This window comes from Schaalia vaccimaxillae DSM 15804 (assembly GCF_000420425.1).
In the GTDB taxonomy this organism is placed as follows: domain Bacteria; phylum Actinomycetota; class Actinomycetes; order Actinomycetales; family Actinomycetaceae; genus Pauljensenia; species Pauljensenia vaccimaxillae.
In genome coordinates, this window is record NZ_ATUX01000009.1 from 145,190 (window position 1) to 162,389 (window position 17,200).

Consider the following 17,200-nt stretch of genomic DNA (forward strand, 5'->3'; position numbering starts at 1 on the left):
GACTGTGCGTTGCATTGGGCTCAGGTGCAGGGGTTAGTCTAGGACGGGTTGAGTTCCTCGCGTGAGTGCCACCCATCGGAAGAGTTGTTCGGCTACCTGCCTGGCAGGTAGCTGGTCTTTCCAGCCTGCGTTTTTATGGCGTAGAAGGATGCGGCGCACACCCAGGCCGGGCAGGGGAGTGACTCGCATTCCATCTGTCGATATTCCCTCGACTCCCATCGCTGGTTCGATAGTGGAGCCGATTCCGGCTCGGATCATTGAGTGAGCCGCTTCGTAATTTGTGTACGAGAAGGGCACCCACTTTGGATGAGACAGATTGGAAGCGACGCGATCCATGACGTGGGCGCCGATGGAGCCGGGCGCCACGCGAAGCCATTCGATCATGTCCAAGTCGCGTTCGGATCCGACATGTGGGGCGGATTCTGGCGTGACGAGGACCCATGGTTCGTCAATGAAGGGTTCGTCGGTGTAACCGCGTACGGGCGGTCCGGGTTCGGAGTCCCGCTCAATGACGAGGAGGTCGTAGCGTCCTGAACGCAGAGCTGCCATTCCGGGGAGTTCTTCTGTTTCTGCGAGGTGAATTTCAACGCCTGGCAAGGCGGCTTTGAGGTGGTCAACGAAGGGCAACAGGACAGTTCGTAGGACTGATTGGAAGGCGCCGATAGTGACGACGCCCGTCACTTGTCCTGCTAAAGGTAGAAGGATTTGCGCGGTTTCTTGAAGCTCGTTTTCTATGCGTTCTGCAGTTTGAACGAGGACGCGACCTGCGGGGGTGAGTATGGCTCCTGAAGGGGTGCGTTCGATGAGTTCGAGGCCGACTTCGTTCTCAAGTTTTTGGATCTGCTGCGACACGGCTGAAGGGGAGATAAAGAGCACATCTGCCGCTGAAACGATGCCTCCTTCTCGTTCGACGGCGAGCAAAATGGGGAGTCTGCGCGGATCGATATCCACAGCGCCTCCTAATTAAGAAAAACTGCATCAGATATGAAGATTGGTCCAATTGTACTGGATTAGTTTCCGGGCCAAGATATGGCCATGGAAATGACGCTTTATGAGGCTGCGATGATCCTTGGCTGGCTGGGAGCAGCCTGCTCCATGTGTGCTTACTACCTTGTGTCTTCTGGGCGTTTTGCCGCAGACTCACTGAGGTATCACGCGCTCAATATCTTCGCGTGCTTCATGCTTGTCATCGCCTGCCTGTCTACCGGGTCTTGGCCCTCAATGGTGACGAATCTGTTGTTCATTGCTATCGGTGTGCGTATGACATGGAGGGTTCGAGATCGTCTTTTTGCTCGTCTGCGCTCCGTGGTCACTTTCCCGGTTCGACAGCTTCGCCAGTTGCGATCCCGTCATCGGATCGTAACCATGCGGACCGTTCGCAACGGCTGAAAATCTGCACAAAAGATGGGACAATTTTTTCATGCGATGGGCAAAGGGGCCCGTCTCATCCAGCAGTGAGGAGTGACCGTGACAGCCACAAGCACATCATTGATCGCCCGACTGCGCGCCTGGGCAAAGCCGAAGATCCAATGGCGAAACCAAAAGCGCGACGAAGTGCAATTCGTTCTCGACCGACCGCTCATGGGCAACCTCGTTGCCCGTTAACGAAAAGCGCACTTCCAGTCACGAACCGTAAACCGCCCTGGCATTAGCCAGGGCGGTTCGACGTTCCGCAGAGCCAAGCATTCTCGGCGCGCTCAACTAACCTCGCAATGCCTCGATGATCGTTGGAGCCAAACGCCTAAAGGCAATCCCGCGGTGGCTGATCGCATTCTTTTCATCAGCACTCATTTGAGCCGTCGACACATCAAACCCATCCGGAACAAAGATCGGGTCATAACCGAATCCGCCATTGCCGCGAGGCTCGCGCAGGAGATGTCCTTGAACTTCCCCGCGCTCAACGAACTCTCGACCGTCGGGCAAAACCAGAGCAGCAGCCGAAACAAAGGCAGCTGAGCGCTGCTCATCGCGCACATCTGAAAGCTGGGACAATAGCAAGTCGAGGTTAGCTTGATCATCACCATGACGGCCACACCAACGAGCCGAAAAAATACCCGGGGCCCCACCCAGGATGTCAACGGCGATCCCAGAATCATCCGCAATCGCTGCCAGCCCCGTTGCGCCAGCCAGGTGGCGCGCCTTGATGAGCGAATTCTCCTCGAAAGTAGCGCCGTCCTCGATAGGTTCTTCCACATCGAAATCCGACATCCGCGCTACAAGCCCAGGACCAAAACCCTCCCAGGCGGGAGCCAGGATTGCTTCCAACTCGCTGATCTTGTGAGCATTGCCGGTGGCAAAAACCAGACGCGGCGTACTCACAGCGTCACCTCAATGCGCTGCCCGCTGGCAGCTGCAAGACACTCGCGCTGAGCTTTGGCCAGCTGAGCATTGCCCAAGGTCGCCAGATCAAGAAGCTGACCCAATTCGTCGCGATTAAAAGGAGCGTGCTCAGCCGTGCCCTGAACCTCGATGAACTGGCCATCGCCGGTCTGGACAACATTCATATCCGTTTCAGCGCGAACATCTTCGACGTAAGGAAGATCCAACATCGCCCGCCCGTCAATGATCCCCACAGAAATCGCCGAAACAGAATCGGTCAGAACCTGCTTGCCTGCCTGGGGCACGATAATCCCCTGCTCGGTACCCCAACGAACCGCCTCAGCCAAAGCAACGTAGGCGCCCGTGACCGATGCGGTACGAGTGCCACCATCGGCGCGCAAAACATCGCAGTCCAGAACAATCGTGTTCTCGCCAAGAGCCGACACGTCGATGATTGCGCGCAGCGAACGTCCGATTAGGCGCGAGATCTCCTGGGTGCGCCCAGAAACCTTGCCTTTAATGGACTCACGTTGGGAGCGCTCCGACGTTGCGCGAGGAAGCATCGAATATTCGGCCGTCACCCAGCCTTCTCCCGATCCCTTGCGCCAACGGGGCACGCCCTCGGTCAGTGAAGCGACGCACAGCACGCGAGTGTCACCAAATTCGACCAGAACCGAACCTTCACCCGTCCCTGACCAGCCGCGGGTCATAGCAATGGGACGTAGTTGGTCAACCAAGCGCCCATCGGCGCGCAAAACATCATCAGTCATAGTGCTCAGCCTAGCCGAGGGTTATACGGTGGAGACATGCGACTTGAGCTGCCCCTCTCCCGTGGACGCGTCGACCCCCTTGTCCCGCTGCGAGAACTCCTCGATCCTTCGACGCTTGTGCGCAAGGGGCCAGAAGCGGCCACTAGTGTCGCCCCAGCAATCACACAGGTTCAGACTTTCATTGTTGGACCGCGAGGCGAAATCGCCCTCGTATCCGAACAAGACGGCTACCCCCAGCGCCCGCCGCACTTGTACCGACCCCGCCACGCCGAAGCGTTGAAACTCCTTGACGAAGGGTGCGACAGCTATTTCATCGGCGCCACCGACAACCACATTGCACGAGTAGCTATTGTCGTTGATCCCAGAGCTCACGGTCAGGGGACTGGTGACGACAACTCAACCGCGAACGAGCAAGACAACGACCAGAAGGCACCTACGTTTGCCTGGGCATGGGCGAACCTACGATGGGCTGGATACCTCCTAGAACCCGACGAATCAGCGCTCGCGGTCAGCGCCGTGTCACTAGCAGCGTGGCATCGGATGTACCAGTTCTGTGCTCAATGCGGATCACCCGTTGGCGTAGTCAACGGCGGCTGGGCATCTCGGTGCTCGGGTTGCGCCAAACTGGAGTTTCCTCGCCACGATCCCGCCGTAATCGTCCTCGTAATCGACGGACACGACCGGGCGTTACTTGCCCACAATGTCAATTGGGAGGGCAACTTCGCGTCGACAATCGCAGGTTTTGTCGAGGCCGGCGAATCACCTGATCTTGCCGTGGCTCGAGAACTCATGGAAGAAGTGGGGGTACGGATTTGTGAACCCGAATATGTGGGTACGCAACCTTGGCCTTTCCCCCGCTCTCAAATGCTTGGATATGTTGCCAGAACAGTAGATGACACGGTTGAGCCGGTGCCTGATGGAGAAGAGATCGAGTGGGCGGCCTTCTACAGCCGCGAAGAATTAGCACACGCTATTGAGCAGGAACAATTGGTGCCTCCTGGTCGCAGTTCCATCGCTTACGCGATGCTGCGCGAATGGTATGGGGGAGAACTTCCGCAACCGCCCAACGCTTCAGATCCGTTGCGTTTGCCGTGGTGAAGCTGGTGTCCACAGGTTTGTCTGCTGTTCGCTTGTCCACAGGTGATACGCACACGAGGGCGGTCCATGGGATGATCCGACTATGACAGAACTACCGGCGAGCACATTCTTGGACGCACTCGACGAGGACCAACGCGCCGTAGCCACCCAAGTGTCCGGGCCGCTTGCAGTACTTGCCGGCGCAGGAACTGGAAAAACCCGTGCCATCACTTATCGCATCGCATACGGGGCTCGCGTGGGGGCTTTTGATCCGGCAAATGTTCTGGCCGTGACCTTTACTCGTCGTGCAGCCTACGAAATGCGGCATCGCCTGGCGCAACTGGGTGTTCCAGGCGTTCAAACTCGAACATTCCATGCGGCTGCTCTGCGCCAGCTTCAATACTTTTGGCCGACGGTCATTGGTGGTCCCGTACCGCAGATCGTTTCGTCCAAAGCCTCTTTGGTTGCCGCTTCGACAGCTCGGCTAGGTATTCGCGCAGACAAGACAACGGTGCGTGACCTGGCAGCGGAAATTGAGTGGGCAAAAGTATCCATGGTGGATGCGGAACATTATGAGCGCAAAATCCGGCGTGAGGGCCGAGAAGCGCCCGGAGGGCTGAGCAGTTCCGATATGGCCAAGCTGCTTGATGTTTACGAGGACGCCAAGACTGAACGCGGATGTATCGACTTTGAAGATGTCCTGATCAACATGTGCGGGATGCTTCAAGAGCGTCCCGAGGTCGCATCAAAGGTCAGAGCCCAGTACCGCAACTTCGTCGTCGATGAGTTCCAAGACGTTAGTCTTCTTCAACATCGCCTGCTCGACCTGTGGTTGGGCGGCCGCCACGACGTGTGTGTTGTTGGCGATGTTGCGCAAACGATTTATTCCTTTACAGGAGCTACACCGAAATTCCTCATTGACTTTCCGAAAGAGCATCCGGGTGCGCGGGTCTTGGAGTTGGTGCGTGACTACCGCTCAACTCCCCAGATTGTTTCCATTGCGAATTCGCTCATGGTTGGGGCGAAGAAGACTACGGGTGCGGTCCGTCTGGTCGCTCAAAAGCCGTCAGGTCCCGCGGTCGCATTCCGCACCTACAGCGATGATCGCACCGAGGCTGAAGGGGTAGCGGATCGAATTACTCAGCTGATCGCGTCGGGAACTCCCGCTCACCAGATCGCCGTTCTATTCAGAATGAATAGCCAGTCTCAAGTTTTTGAAGAGGTCCTCGCCTCGCGTGGTATTCCGGTTGCAATGTCGAACTCCACGCCTTTCTTCATGCGAGAGGATGTTCGGCAAGCCTTGTCGGCTTTGCGGGCCGCAGCCCTGGCTGACGGCCAGGGCGGATCGCCTGAAGTCATTCAAGTCGTTCGCGACGTCATGGAAAGTATTGGCTGGACCGTGGATATGCCTGCTGGCGGTGCGGGTCAAGAACGGTGGGCTAATCTCAACGTGATTGTCCAGTGGGCCGAAGACTCCACGGCAAAGGACCTCTCAGGATTCATCGCGCAACTCGAAGAACGCGCCCAGTATCAGGTTGAACCGGATCAGGCCGGTGTCGAATTAGCTACGATCCACACCGCAAAGGGGCTCGAATGGGAAGCGGCGTTCCTTGTTGGTGTTGCTGAAGGCTTATTGCCCATCAGCTACGCGAAAACGCCACAAGCCCGCGAGGAAGAACGCAGGCTGCTCTACGTGGCAATTACTCGCGCTCGGCATGTGTTGGAGGTGTCGTGGGCGCGTGCCCGCACGGAAGGTGCACGAGGAGGGCGATATCGCTCCCGACTGCTTGACGGTATTTGGCCTCAGGAAGCACCCCAGGTACGCGTTCCCGCCCACGCTCACTCATCTCGCGCGTCGGCGAAACAAAAGAACCGCGCCTTTGAGGAAAGTGAATCGGTCGAAACCGTTGAATTATTTGGTCGGTTGAAGACCTGGAGATTAGCGACCTCGAAAGCTGGATCGATCCCGCCCTACTCGGTGTTTACGGATCAAACCTTGAGAGATGTTGCTATAGCCCGTCCCAAAACATTGAGGCAACTACGGATTATTTCTGGCATTGGGGATGTGAAACTGGAACGGTACGGCGCTCAAGTGTTGGCTATCGTCCGGGGAGAAGACGTTGGCATTGAAACGGATACATCAGCCTGACCGACATTCAGATGTGGCAGCCTGTGTTCCTATTTTGGCTCTATGCCACCTCATCAACTGGTCGTAAAAACGGAACTCCGGACGCTCCGCAACTGCACATGCGGTGGGGAAGATGGCTTTCGGTGTGCTCGACGCTGCCATCTAGTCCGACCCATATTGATGACTGGCAGTCATCGGTGTCTAGACGGCCATCTGCCCAATCTTCAATGAGTGCAGCGATGCGGACGCCTGCACCAACATGGCTAACAAGTGGGGCGCTTGCCAACGGCCAGGATCGTGCCTCGTGCAGATGGGTGAGCCTGAGAGGATCCTCGGCAAAACGCTGAGCCTCGACGCATAGGTGGCAGCATGTGGAGCCTGGAATGACCAGGGGACCGACCTCGTATCCATGTTCCATACGGGTTATCAGCAACTGGGGTGCGTCTTCTGCATTCAAGACTGTTGTGATTGCTGGGTCGATACAACGATTGCCGCCCACCAGAACCAGATCTGCGGGCCCACCAAAACCTCGGGTGGTTTCCGGTCTTCTACGTTCAATGAACTCGTAGCAGGCAGCGGATCTGGTGGCGGCGAAATACCCGCCACCTAGTGCGTCGTTGAGGTCTGCGTCCACCGGTCGTGAATCTGCAATAGCCAGCGAAATATCGAGGTGGCCGCCCAATGTGCATATTGCGAATAATGAGGCGGGGGTAGCGGTTTCGATCCGAATCTTCACAGAGCGTGGGTGGCGCTTGTCGGCGACGAGGCCTGCATCTTGTAGGAGCGCTTCGAATTGGCGTGCTCTGGGTGGGTCATTGACGAGTAATTCTGATTCGTTGAAGTTGCCACGCTTTCGATGGCTCGCTGAGTCAGCGAGGCAGGCGAGCCACTGCTGTTCGGTGGCATTGAGGCCCTCTAGCCTCACATGGTGCAGCGGATCGGCGCCGATCTGCATACATCCAGGTCCGGACCATAGCAGAGCTGTCCCATAACGCAGTTTCATAACGAATCCTTCCACTCTGTGTCGGTTCGTTACTTATTCTTCGGCAGGGGCAAGGCCTTTTTCTAGCGCGCGGTTACGCCTGTGGATAGTCAGGATCCTATGGAGTCGACGAATCGGGATCCTCTTCATGTCCCTGCTCAAGCTTGGAGATGTCGCTTGTTTCCTCACTTGCCGAAGGATCATCCTGGCCAGATGTAGGCTCAAAACCAGCACGGCGCAAAGTCTGAGCCTCTGGATCGTCTTGCGGGGAGAGGCCCTGCGCCCAACCGAGAGTTCCGTCGAGGAGGGACTCCAAGTCCGCGTCGATATCAGCGTCTTGTTCCATTGCGGCTCGACGCATCGTCAAGAAAGTGTCCGGAGAATCCAATTCGATGGCGGTGGGCACCATATCCGGGTGGTTCCACAAAGCCTCGCGGGCTTCTAGACCGCCGTCGGCTTGGACAAGATTGAAAATTTCGGCGGCTCCTCGTGCTCGACGAGGACGCATTGTTAGCCCGATGAGCTGGCCCAACATCTCCTCGGCAGCTCCACCAGCTGCGCGACGCCTGCGCATCATCTCGCGCAGTTGGTCGGCGTGCGGCAAGTAGGGTGCGACCGCCTGAGCTGTTGTGACCTCGACCCATCCTTCAACCAAGGCCAATAGCGTTTCAAGCCTTTCCAAAGACGAGCGCTGGGCGCTGGATTGCTGCAGAGAGAAGACGCCTCCTGACATTGCTTGCTCGATGGAGGTCGGATCGGAAGGATCGACGCTTCGTGCGGCCTCGCCAATCGCCTCCATGTCGACCTCGATTCCCGACGAGTACCGTTCAACGGCGCGCACCAAGTCTCCTTGGAGCCACTGAACGGAAGAAAAGAGGCGGCGATGAGCAGCCTCGCGCACCGCAATAAATTGCTGGACTTCTTCGAAAGGAATGTCGAGGCCGTCGGCGAATCCCACAACATTGTGCGCAACCATGGCCGAAACAGAGGATTCAGCCAAGGGGATACCAACGTCGAAGGTGCCCATGGCTTCCTTGGACAGTGCAGCCAGAGCGTTCCCGATCTGAGCTGCGAACATCATTGCTGAGAGTTTTGGCAGCATCTGTTGGGTTTGGCTGAGCATCGCCGCCATACCAGAGGGCATGGACTCTGGATCCATGCCGAACCCGCCCTCGCCGAATTGCCCTGACAGCGCTTGGGTTAATGCTCGCGAGACATTGCCTGCGACGGGTTCGCAGATCCGCTTCCACATAAGTAAGGTCTCGTCGATCCATTCGACGCGGCTCCACACTTTTCGGGATACGGGAGCGGGGGAGAAGTCGGTGACCGCGTCGAGCCACAGATCAGCAACGGTCATTGCTTGACGCGCTCTTTCTGCTTCGGCGGCTGTGGGTTTGGGATCGCCAGCGTTGAAGGCCTGCTGCTTGGCAGAGTCCTGAACCATCCGCCAGTTGACGGGGCCATCAGTGGTATTCATGAGGAACTGAAATTGGTTCGCGGCCTGGGCAAGACGAGCAGGATCCGAGAATTCTTTCGGAAGATTTTCCGGGTCAAAGCCCTGGGCGCGCAGAGCCCGCGATGCTTCCTCAGCTGCTTCGGCGCCGAGCATCTGGCGCAAGAAGTCGTCGAAGGGGCTGCCGGAGTTTGCGTTGTGTTCCTCGCTCATAATGAAAACTCTATCGGCGTTCGATGGGTAAGCGCTGCGTGGCAGATGAATATGCGCTGAAAGCGCAATGACAATTCATCGGGAAAGCATCTCGGAGTCGCCCTGAGCCCTCTCAGCTTGTAACAATGGCCAACGTGAATGACCAGGATCAAACGGCAGACAATGTAGGCGGCCTCATTTCGGATAGCAGCCGGACCAACACAGCGGGCCGCGATGGCTCACTTGCGGGACGCGCAGTACCGGCTAAGTTATTTAGTCGCCACGGACGCAAAGGCTCAGGCGTTGGGCGAATGCTTGTGTCCGCCCTCGTAGCACTAGTGGTGGTCGCGATCCTCTTCGTCATTCCTATGCCCTACGTTGTCAATAAACCTGGGCCTACTTTCAACATCCTTGCTTCCACTGGCGACGATGTGGCGATGATTGAAATTTCTGGAACGGACCCAGAAACAGGAGGGCAAGTCCAACTCGACGAAACCGACGAGGACGGTTCACAGTCTGAAGGGGCGCAGGCCGATGGCCAGCTTCGCATGGTGACTGTCTCCGAATCGGGAGGTCCGGGCTACCGCTTGAACCTTGCAGAACTGATCGCAGCAAAGCTGGATTCTCGCAATGAGATTTTCAACTATTCGGACGTGTATCCGGCAGAGGTGACCGGCGACGACGTCGAACAAGCGCAGTCCTACCTCATGGCTTCATCGCAGTCGACCGCAGAAGTTGCCGCCTTGGAATACCTCGGCTGGGAGGTGCCCGCCGAAGTCACGATTGCTGGTGCGGTTGAAGGTAGTGACGCCGAAGGAAAAGTGCGCGAGGGCGATGTCCTGCGCTCAATTACAACCCCTGATGGAACCAGTCAGGCGATCACGTCGGCGTCGAAAACTTTCGCGATTATGGCGCAAACCGAGCCGGGGACTGAGCTGGGCGTGAGCGTCGAGAGGGATGGGAAACCCCAAGACTTGCGCATCGTTTCCCAGGGGGCCGAGGGCAAGAAAGGGTCGAAGCTTGGACTCTACCTGTCTTTCGACATCGATATGCCTGTGGATGTGACCTTCAATTTGGCTCGAGTGGGAGGCCCCTCAGCGGGAACGATGTTTGCTCTGGGAATCATCGACCGCCTGACCCCTGGTGATATGACTGGGGGAGAGGTCATCGCCGGCACCGGCACCATGAGTTACGACGGCCAGGTCGGCGAAATCGGTGGTATCCGCCAGAAGATGTGGGGTGCCGTGCGAGACGATGCCCAATGGTTCCTAGCACCTGCAGCCAACTGCAACGAGGTCGTGGGCCATGAACCTGACGGCCTCAGTGTCGTCAAAGTTGAGACTCTTGAAGACGCCGTTCAAGCCGTGGAGGCTATTGCTGCGGGCAAAGGCCAGACTCTTCCAACCTGCCAATAAACCAGCCAATCATTGTGGCGGGGCATTGGACTTCGCTACAGAGTTTTACTCGTCCTCAGATAAAGAGGCCATGATCGCATCGACCAGGTTGGGTACCAGTGCAGAGCCTTGTCCCACCTTGTCATCCGAATCAAAAGCTCGGGTTCGCACCGCGCACCAGGATTCCCCCGTGCGCAACGCCCCTACCGCCAAACGTACGTCGGTGCGCGACGGGTGGTTGGAAATGAACTGAAGTGCTTCTTCGGGGTCTTCGGGAGCTTGTTCTTCGACCTCGGGCGGCACAATGACGCGCTCAACGGTGATCGCTGCCCCTGCCACCTCTGGGGGCCAGCCCAAATGGCCCAGCAATTCTTCGAGGTCGTCCTCGGGCAGGTCCTCTTGGACGATGGCAGAAAGATGATCGGGGGAGCCATCCCAACCTGTTTTGAGTTGTTCGGCAATATCGGTGGGAATATCGGGCTGAGCTACGAGATCAGCGGTCGGAACGAGGGCGTATAACGAGGGTGCGTGGTCCCATCCGACTCGGGCTGCGCTGCGTTCAATGTCGACGATGACATTGGCAAGGGCGATCTGGCGGGCAGTGGGCATGGAAGTTTCGCTCATGCATTCATCGTCTCATGGTCGCTGTGGCCGCTGCTTGATGGTGGCTGTGAGTTGTCAGCAGTTGTCAGCGCAACTTGTGAAGGTGGGTTATTCCTCGACGAGCGCCTAGCCGGGGCTTCGATAGACTTGGGCACAGTCCGTCCACGAAGCGACTCTGAGAGATGGTGACGCGCTTGAGCACCTTCCCCATGTTCAACCAGGAGCCCCGCCCCGACCGTAACAGCGGCGACGATGGCCCCCGTAAACCGCAGCAACAGCGAAAGATCGGCCCACTAGGGATCACTGTTGTGGTCCTCGGCCTGCTGGTCGCCCTCGTCTACGCCGCATCAAGCGTGTGGACCGAGATCTTGTGGTTCCGTCAGATGAGCGCGACTCGCATCATTTTTACGCAGTGGGGTGCCCACATCGGGCTGTTCGTTGTTGGATTCGTCGTTGTTTTCCTCATCACCTATTTGACAATGCGAAGTGCCTACAAGCATCGCTCAGCGTCAACTAGGGGAGAGGCTTCTGCGAATCTGCGTGGATACCAGGAGGCTTTCGAGCCTCTGCGCGCCCTCGCTTTCGTTGCTGTGGCGGGATTCTTTGGCTTAACGAATGGGGCGAACCTGGCAAGTCACTGGCAGACATTGCTCCAATTCATCAACCAAACGCCTTTTGGTGAGACTGATCCGCAATTCGGCCACGATGTTGCGTTCTTCGTGTTCACTCTGCCTGCGCTCAAGGTCTTGGTGTCTTTCCTGCTCAATGCTGTGCTGATTGCGTTGATCGCCGCGATCATCGTCCACTACCTCTACGGAACGATTCGCCTGGCTCCACGCCCGCATGCCTCGAAGCCTGCTCGATTACAGACCGGCCTATTAGCGGCGGTTGGGTCCCTGTTGATCGGCGCAAATTACTGGCTGGGACGCTACGAACTGTTGACTAAGCAGTCGGGCAATATTGACGGCGCCATGTACGCCGACGTTAACGCGACTCTGCCTGGTCAGTCGATCCTCGCGGTGATCTCTGTACTGGTGGCTGTGCTTTTTGTTGTCGCCGCTTTCCGCGGTACGTGGCGCCTGCCGGCCATCGGTGTGGCAGTGACTGTCGTGTCCGCCCTCGTCGTTGGCATGGCCTATCCAGCGCTGATTCAGCAGTTCCGCGTGACGCCAAACGAACGCGCATTGGAAGCTGAATACATTCAGCGCAATATTGACGCCACCCTCAAGGCCTACGGTTTGGATGATCTTGAGGTCACCAACTACGACGCGAAGACCACCGCTGAGGCCGGCCAGTTGCGTGAGGACTCCGAGTCCACGCAGCAAATCCGTCTGCTGGATCCGCAGGTCATTATGAAGACCGTTCAGCAGCTCCAGCAGTCACGTCCCTACTACAGCTTCGACTCAGGCATGTACGTGGACCGTTACACGATTGGTGACGAAACCCGCGACACCGTCGTGTCAGTGCGCGAACTGAACCTGGCGGGCCTGTCCGCTGAGCAACGTTCGTGGGTCAATATGCACACTGTGTACACCCACGGCTACGGCGTTGTTGCAGCGTACGGCAATACGTTGACCGGCCAGGGCTTGCCGTCCTACTGGGAGCAAGGGGTTCCGTCCTCGGGCGAAATGGGAGACTACGAGGAACGCGTGTACTTCTCCCCGAACGCACCCCTGTATTCGATCGTCGGTGCCCCTGAAGGCGCAGATCCGCAGGAACTCGACTACCCGGATGACAACGCCAAGGGAGGTCAGGTGTCAACGACCTTCAAAGGCGATGGTGGCCCCAGCGTTGGCAACGTATGGAACAAGCTGCTGTACTCAATCAAGTTTGGTTCGACGGACATCTTCTTCTCCTCTCAGACCAACTCTGAGTCGCAGATTCTTTACGATCGTGACCCGCTTCAACGCGTGTCAAAGGTGGCGCCTTATCTGACCTTGGAACAGGATGCGTACCCGGCTGTCGTTGATATGGACGGGGACCCGAGCACGCCTAAGCGCCTGGTGTGGATCGTTGATGCTTACACGACCACCGATCAGTACCCGTACTCGCAGCATGAGACCTTCGAAGAAACCACAGTGGACTCCCAGTCCACCGAGGTCGGAGCCTACGTCCAGGCAGAAACCGTGAACTACATGCGTAACTCAGTCAAAGCCGTGGTTGACGCCTATGACGGTTCGGTGCACCTGTACGAGTGGGATGAACAGGATCCGATCCTTGACACGTGGATGAAGATCTACCCGGATTCGGTGGAGCCGATCTCCAATATTTCCGGTGATCTCATGAGCCACCTGCGCTACCCGGAGGACCTCTTCAAGGTTCAGCGTCAGCTGCTCACCAGCTACCACGTGACGAACGCATCCGACTTCTATGCCGGTGGCGACCGTTGGCGTCTGGCCGAAGAGACTGCAACTGCGGTAGATGGTCAAGGCAATCTGGTGGGTGCTGAGGGTGGATCGTCCTCGAACGCGCAGCCGCCCTACTACCTGACCATGCAGATGCCCACTCAAGACAGCGCGGAATTCTCACTGACGTCCGTGTTTGTGCCTGGCGGTGAGTCCAAGCGTGAAGCTATGGCTGGATTCCTCGCTGTTGATTCCGAGACCGGTAATGAGGCTGGCAAGGTACGTGAAGGTTACGGCAAGTTGCGTCTGTTGGCGTTGCCTTCGTCCACGACTGCCCCTGGCCCCGGTCAGGTTCAGAATGCCTACGATTCGAATGAGCGTATTGCTACGCAGTTGAACCTGCTGAACCAGGCAGACTCGACGGTTATCCGAGGCAACCTGTTGACCTTGCCTGTGGGCGGTGGTCTGCTTTACGTCCAGCCCGTGTACGTCCAGGGCACAGGTTCGGCGTCCTATCCGGTTCTGCGGTCTGTGCTCACGGCTTTCGGTAATCAGGTGGGCTTTGCTGCCACCCTGGAAGAGTCCCTTAACCAGACTTTCGGTGGTGATGCGGCGGCCACAGTGGCAGGCACTGACGAGGGCGACGGTTCTTCCTCCGGTGACGAGGCCGAGGACAGCGTCACGCAGACTGTGCAGCAGCGCCTCACTTCGGCTTTGACTAATGCCTCTAAAGCCATGGTGGAAGCAGATGAAGCGATGAAGGCTGGCGACTGGGCTGCCTACGGTATGGCTCAGGACAAGCTGGATGCGGCGTTGAAGCAGGCGCTGGATGCACAGAGCCAGATTGATGGTTCTGCTGCTGGAGCCGTGGCTGGAACGGATGCTGGCGAAAACGGTGCTGGTGGTCCAGATGGTGGCGCTGACGCTTCGCAGTCAGGTGACTGACCGGAAAGCGGCTGGGTTGTAACAGCGTCCGCTAGTACGTGAAGCAGGGCCGGTGATCGCATTGAGGTGCGGTCACCGGCCCTTGGCGTAGGGGTGAGCTACGGGTTGGGATAACAGCGTCCAACGTGGTTTGTGCGGAGCCATCACAGTGCCTGGAGACGAAGGTCACCGGCCCTCGATTGGCCCAAATCAGTGGAGCAGGGCTAAAGTAGTAGTCACCGACGCGGGGTGGAGCAGTTCGGTAGCTCGCCGGGCTCATAACCCGGAGGTCGCAGGTTCAAATCCTGTCCCCGCTACTAACACCGCAAGGTATTGGTCCCCGATCCAATTTGGGTCGGGGATTTTGTTTACCTGTGTTCTGTTGCCCACCGGGCATTTAGGTATTGCACATGCCAATGATCGCAAACACCTGCTTTTGCGTGGTCTCAACCGCGAGGGACGCACATAAATTTCCCGAGGGACGCATTGTCGAATCAGGGCTTGATATACGCCAAACCTTGCTGTGTGAGTTCACCGATGGCGGGGATCGCTGCGGGAACTGTTCCGCACCATGTGGGTAGAGATTCGCGCGCGATTTTATGGTTCCTTATTGATCTCTCACATACGACAAAGGCTGTTCCGTGGTCTGCCGCTTTTTTCATTGCCTGGGTCCAGTCGTTGTCTCCTTGAAGAACATAGATCGCTGTGCCATTGATGACGACAATGATCTGGTCTGCACGATTCTGTTCAATCATATTGTTGAGGTTGCTCAATGCAGCTGGCCAACGATCTGCCTCAGTCATGTGGAGAAGGAAAGATTTCACGGGCTCGATAGTATTCGGCTGGTTGGGGGCGAATCAATAGCGCCGATACAACCATCAACCTTTAAGCGCTAGGTTCGCTCTGTCCATGTATTACCGACCACCCACTTGGTGGTGCCGGAAGAGCCAGGCTGCACAGGGCAGACAGATAGCAATCAGAGCGATGTAAAGGACTGCGCCGGCGGTTAAATGGTCGATTACAAATCCGCCGATATCAAAAGATATGTATGAATCGAACAGTCCAGAAATTGACGAAACCCCGTCAATCGTTAAGGACTTCATTTTCCGCCATTCTGGAGAAGTGCCTAATCCCAGTAATGGCAGGAAAATAATGAAAGCAATCATTGCTGCGGTCGTCAGAGCAGAAACGAACTTTGCTGACAAGGCAACGGCAACTGCAGCGATTGCTAAAGCTATGACGAGTAAAAGAACCAGACCGATACCGGTTGCCTGACTTAGGGTTAGATTATACGGAGCGGTCGGCACGTAGCGTTGAATTGGTAAGGAAGCCCCCTTCGGTCCGATCAAGGCTAGTAAAGATCCAACCAACGTCAGTGACGCAATCACTTCATAAATGGCGGCATATAGCATCGCGGCTATCAACTTCGCAGTTACCAGTGTTGTTCGGCCTCGTGCAGAAGCCAGAATGACAGCGTCGGTGCCGTCACGGTATTCGCGTGAAAACACCGAGGCCAGGGTAATACCGATTCCGAGGATCGGGACACACAGGAACCCTAAACAATCGAGGACCTGTAACCAGCCAAATCCTGAGCCGTAGGCGAATGGAGTGGGAACAGACTTCAGCTTGCCCATCCAGAATTGCCTTTCGGCTGGCGAATAGATGAAGCCATCTGCGGCAGCGCGATCGAATCCGGATTCAACCTGATAGTGCAGTTGCTGATAAAAGTCCAGCTCTGAGTTTTCCATTGCTGACATGGCGTCTTCAACCCGATACCCTCCCTTCATCCATGGCGACAAAATGTACATCATGTCGACTTGATCAACCTCGTCTGCAAGTTTTCCGCTGGTGGGTTGACCGGCTTCAACCCAACGGCGTACTTTCTCGTACTCATCCGACAGTCGCTCGGTAGTCAGTGGCCCAGCATGAGATTCTGCAGAGCGGTCAGTGGCAATCATGTCTGTCGATTCAGTGACGTTCATAACTGCGACGAATATCAGGAAAAGCAGGATTGATATGTTCAATGCACGGGTGAACCAAGTGTTCAACAGCTTCTTGACTTCGAAGGCCACTAGCTGCTTCATCGCTTATCCTCCGGTTCGTTTGTCGTAGTACCCGCCTGGGTTTCGTTGAAGGCATCGAGGTAATAGTCCTCAAGAGTTGGACTTATGGATTCGGCGTCTGGTGTGGGCGGATAGGGGCCGACCGTGCGAATTATGGCGTTCCCGGTGGGCGAATACCTCAGATCGGTGATGCAATGTTCTAGATCGATTCTGTTGAGTTCGCTGGGTGAAACCTCCGTCCGCCAAGTCCTTCCCTGAGCGAGTGCAGCGACCTGCTCAGGTGTTCCGTGGGCAGTGAGGGCGCCGTTGTTCATGATGATGACCTGATCCGCAATTGTGTCGACGTCCGAGACAATATGGGTGCAGAGAAGCACGATGCGATCCTGCGCGATTGTTGTCACCAGATTTCGGAAGCGAACGCGTTCTTTTGGATCGAGTCCAGCGGTCGGTTCGTCAAGTACTAGGAGGTCTGGATTGGCAAGAATGGCTTGCGCAATACCGAGGCGTTGCTTGAGTCCTCCCGACAAAGTACGGATTTTTGCATGGCGTCGATCTTCGTTCAATCCCACGCTTTGTAAAGCCTGTGAGATGTATTTTCTTGCTTCGCCCTTCTTCATTCCTTTGAGGCAAGCCATGTAATTCATGAAGTCTTCAACTGTGAATTCTGGATAGTAGCCGAAATCCTGCGGGAGATAGCCTAGAAGGCGTCGGTACTTTTCACCCATATCCAATATGGATTCGCCAGCCCACAACACTCTTCCGGATGTGGGGCGCAGGATTGAACAGATGATGCGCATCAGAGTGGTTTTCCCAGCACCATTAGGACCCAGTAACCCATAAATTCCAGGGGTCAAGGTCAGGCTCAGATCGTCAACAGCCGTAGTCGTTCCGTATTTTTTCGACACATGCTCGATTGACAGAACCATGAGTGGATATCCTTTCTCAATGAC

Annotated in this window: 15 protein-coding genes and 1 tRNA gene; 7 read left to right on the forward strand and 9 right to left on the reverse strand. The window is 56.6% G+C overall.

All coding sequences use genetic code 11. The features are described 5' to 3' along the window. Positions 1 to 33: 33 nt before the first annotated feature. A complete protein-coding gene (locus G439_RS0108560; protein ID WP_022868772.1) occupies positions 34 to 951 on the reverse strand; it encodes a LysR family transcriptional regulator in 918 nt (305 codons plus the stop codon). Between the two features lie 84 nt (positions 952 to 1,035). On the opposite strand from G439_RS0108560, the gene G439_RS0108565 reads away from it, so the two are divergent. Together G439_RS0108565 and G439_RS12640 are read left to right on the forward strand one after the other, a co-directional pair. Further along, positions 1,036 to 1,389: a CBU_0592 family membrane protein gene (locus G439_RS0108565; RefSeq protein WP_243442570.1), complete on the forward strand. Its 354-nt coding sequence runs from the start codon at positions 1,036 to 1,038 to the stop codon at positions 1,387 to 1,389. Positions 1,390 to 1,467: 78 nt separating this feature from the next. Continuing rightward, positions 1,468 to 1,605, forward strand: a complete 138-nt coding sequence (locus G439_RS12640; RefSeq protein WP_022868774.1) for a hypothetical protein — start codon at positions 1,468 to 1,470, stop codon at positions 1,603 to 1,605. 96 nt (positions 1,606 to 1,701) lie between these two features. Here the strand turns inward: G439_RS12640 and rdgB are convergent, their stop codons facing one another. Next, a complete protein-coding gene (gene rdgB, locus G439_RS0108575) occupies positions 1,702 to 2,319 on the reverse strand; it encodes an RdgB/HAM1 family non-canonical purine NTP pyrophosphatase (protein WP_022868775.1) in 618 nt (205 codons plus the stop codon). Next, positions 2,316 to 3,089, reverse strand: a complete 774-nt coding sequence (gene rph / locus G439_RS0108580; RefSeq protein ID WP_022868776.1) for a ribonuclease PH — start codon at positions 3,087 to 3,089, stop codon at positions 2,316 to 2,318. The genes rdgB and rph overlap by 4 nt, the downstream gene beginning before the upstream one ends. A gap of 36 nt (positions 3,090 to 3,125) precedes the next feature. Here rph and nudC point away from each other — a divergent pair, with 36 nt between their 5' ends. Further along, a complete protein-coding gene (gene nudC, locus G439_RS0108585) occupies positions 3,126 to 4,187 on the forward strand; it encodes an NAD(+) diphosphatase (protein ID WP_022868777.1) in 1,062 nt (353 codons plus the stop codon). 82 nt (positions 4,188 to 4,269) lie between these two features. Further along, a complete protein-coding gene (locus G439_RS0108590) occupies positions 4,270 to 6,315 on the forward strand; it encodes an ATP-dependent helicase (RefSeq protein WP_022868778.1) in 2,046 nt (681 codons plus the stop codon). Between the two features lie 40 nt (positions 6,316 to 6,355). On the opposite strand, the gene G439_RS0108595 is transcribed toward G439_RS0108590, so the two are convergent. Beyond that, complete coding sequence (locus tag G439_RS0108595; RefSeq protein ID WP_022868779.1) at positions 6,356 to 7,297, reverse strand: hypothetical protein; 942 nt, start codon at positions 7,295 to 7,297, stop codon at positions 6,356 to 6,358. 97 nt (positions 7,298 to 7,394) lie between these two features. Beyond that, the gene (locus tag G439_RS0108600) at positions 7,395 to 8,942 is read right to left on the reverse strand and encodes a zinc-dependent metalloprotease (protein WP_022868780.1); all 1,548 of its coding nucleotides are present in this window, start codon (positions 8,940 to 8,942) and stop codon (positions 7,395 to 7,397) included. Between the two features lie 134 nt (positions 8,943 to 9,076). Between G439_RS0108600 and G439_RS0108605 the strand changes: the two genes are divergently transcribed. Further along, positions 9,077 to 10,336 carry a YlbL family protein gene (locus G439_RS0108605; protein ID WP_243442571.1) on the forward strand — a complete coding sequence of 420 codons (1,260 nt, stop codon included), beginning with the start codon at positions 9,077 to 9,079 and terminating at the stop codon, positions 10,334 to 10,336. A 45-nt stretch (positions 10,337 to 10,381) separates the two neighbouring features. Here G439_RS0108605 and G439_RS0108610 read toward each other — a convergent pair whose 3' ends face one another. Beyond that, positions 10,382 to 10,939 (reverse strand): PPA1309 family protein, encoded by a 558-nt coding sequence (locus G439_RS0108610; RefSeq protein WP_022868782.1) that lies wholly within the window; start codon positions 10,937 to 10,939, stop codon positions 10,382 to 10,384. A 188-nt stretch (positions 10,940 to 11,127) separates the two neighbouring features. Between G439_RS0108610 and G439_RS11695 the strand changes: the two genes are divergently transcribed. Both G439_RS11695 and G439_RS0108620 read left to right on the forward strand, forming a co-directional pair. Next, the gene (locus tag G439_RS11695) at positions 11,128 to 14,208 is read left to right on the forward strand and encodes a UPF0182 family membrane protein (RefSeq protein ID WP_131333606.1); all 3,081 of its coding nucleotides are present in this window, start codon (positions 11,128 to 11,130) and stop codon (positions 14,206 to 14,208) included. A 222-nt stretch (positions 14,209 to 14,430) separates the two neighbouring features. Then, positions 14,431 to 14,504, forward strand: a tRNA-Met gene (locus tag G439_RS0108620). Positions 14,505 to 14,681: 177 nt separating this feature from the next. Here the strand turns inward: G439_RS0108620 and G439_RS0108625 are convergent. The 3 genes from G439_RS0108625 to G439_RS11700 form a co-directional block, all read right to left on the reverse strand. Next, positions 14,682 to 15,011 carry a DsrE family protein gene (locus G439_RS0108625; protein WP_022868784.1) on the reverse strand — a complete coding sequence of 110 codons (330 nt, stop codon included), beginning with the start codon at positions 15,009 to 15,011 and terminating at the stop codon, positions 14,682 to 14,684. A gap of 90 nt (positions 15,012 to 15,101) precedes the next feature. Beyond that, positions 15,102 to 16,271 (reverse strand): ABC transporter permease subunit, encoded by a 1,170-nt coding sequence (locus G439_RS0108630; RefSeq protein WP_022868785.1) that lies wholly within the window; start codon positions 16,269 to 16,271, stop codon positions 15,102 to 15,104. Then, positions 16,268 to 17,176 (reverse strand): ABC transporter ATP-binding protein, encoded by a 909-nt coding sequence (locus tag G439_RS11700; protein ID WP_022868786.1) that lies wholly within the window; start codon positions 17,174 to 17,176, stop codon positions 16,268 to 16,270. The genes G439_RS0108630 and G439_RS11700 overlap by 4 nt, the downstream gene beginning before the upstream one ends. Positions 17,177 to 17,200 lie beyond the last annotated feature (24 nt).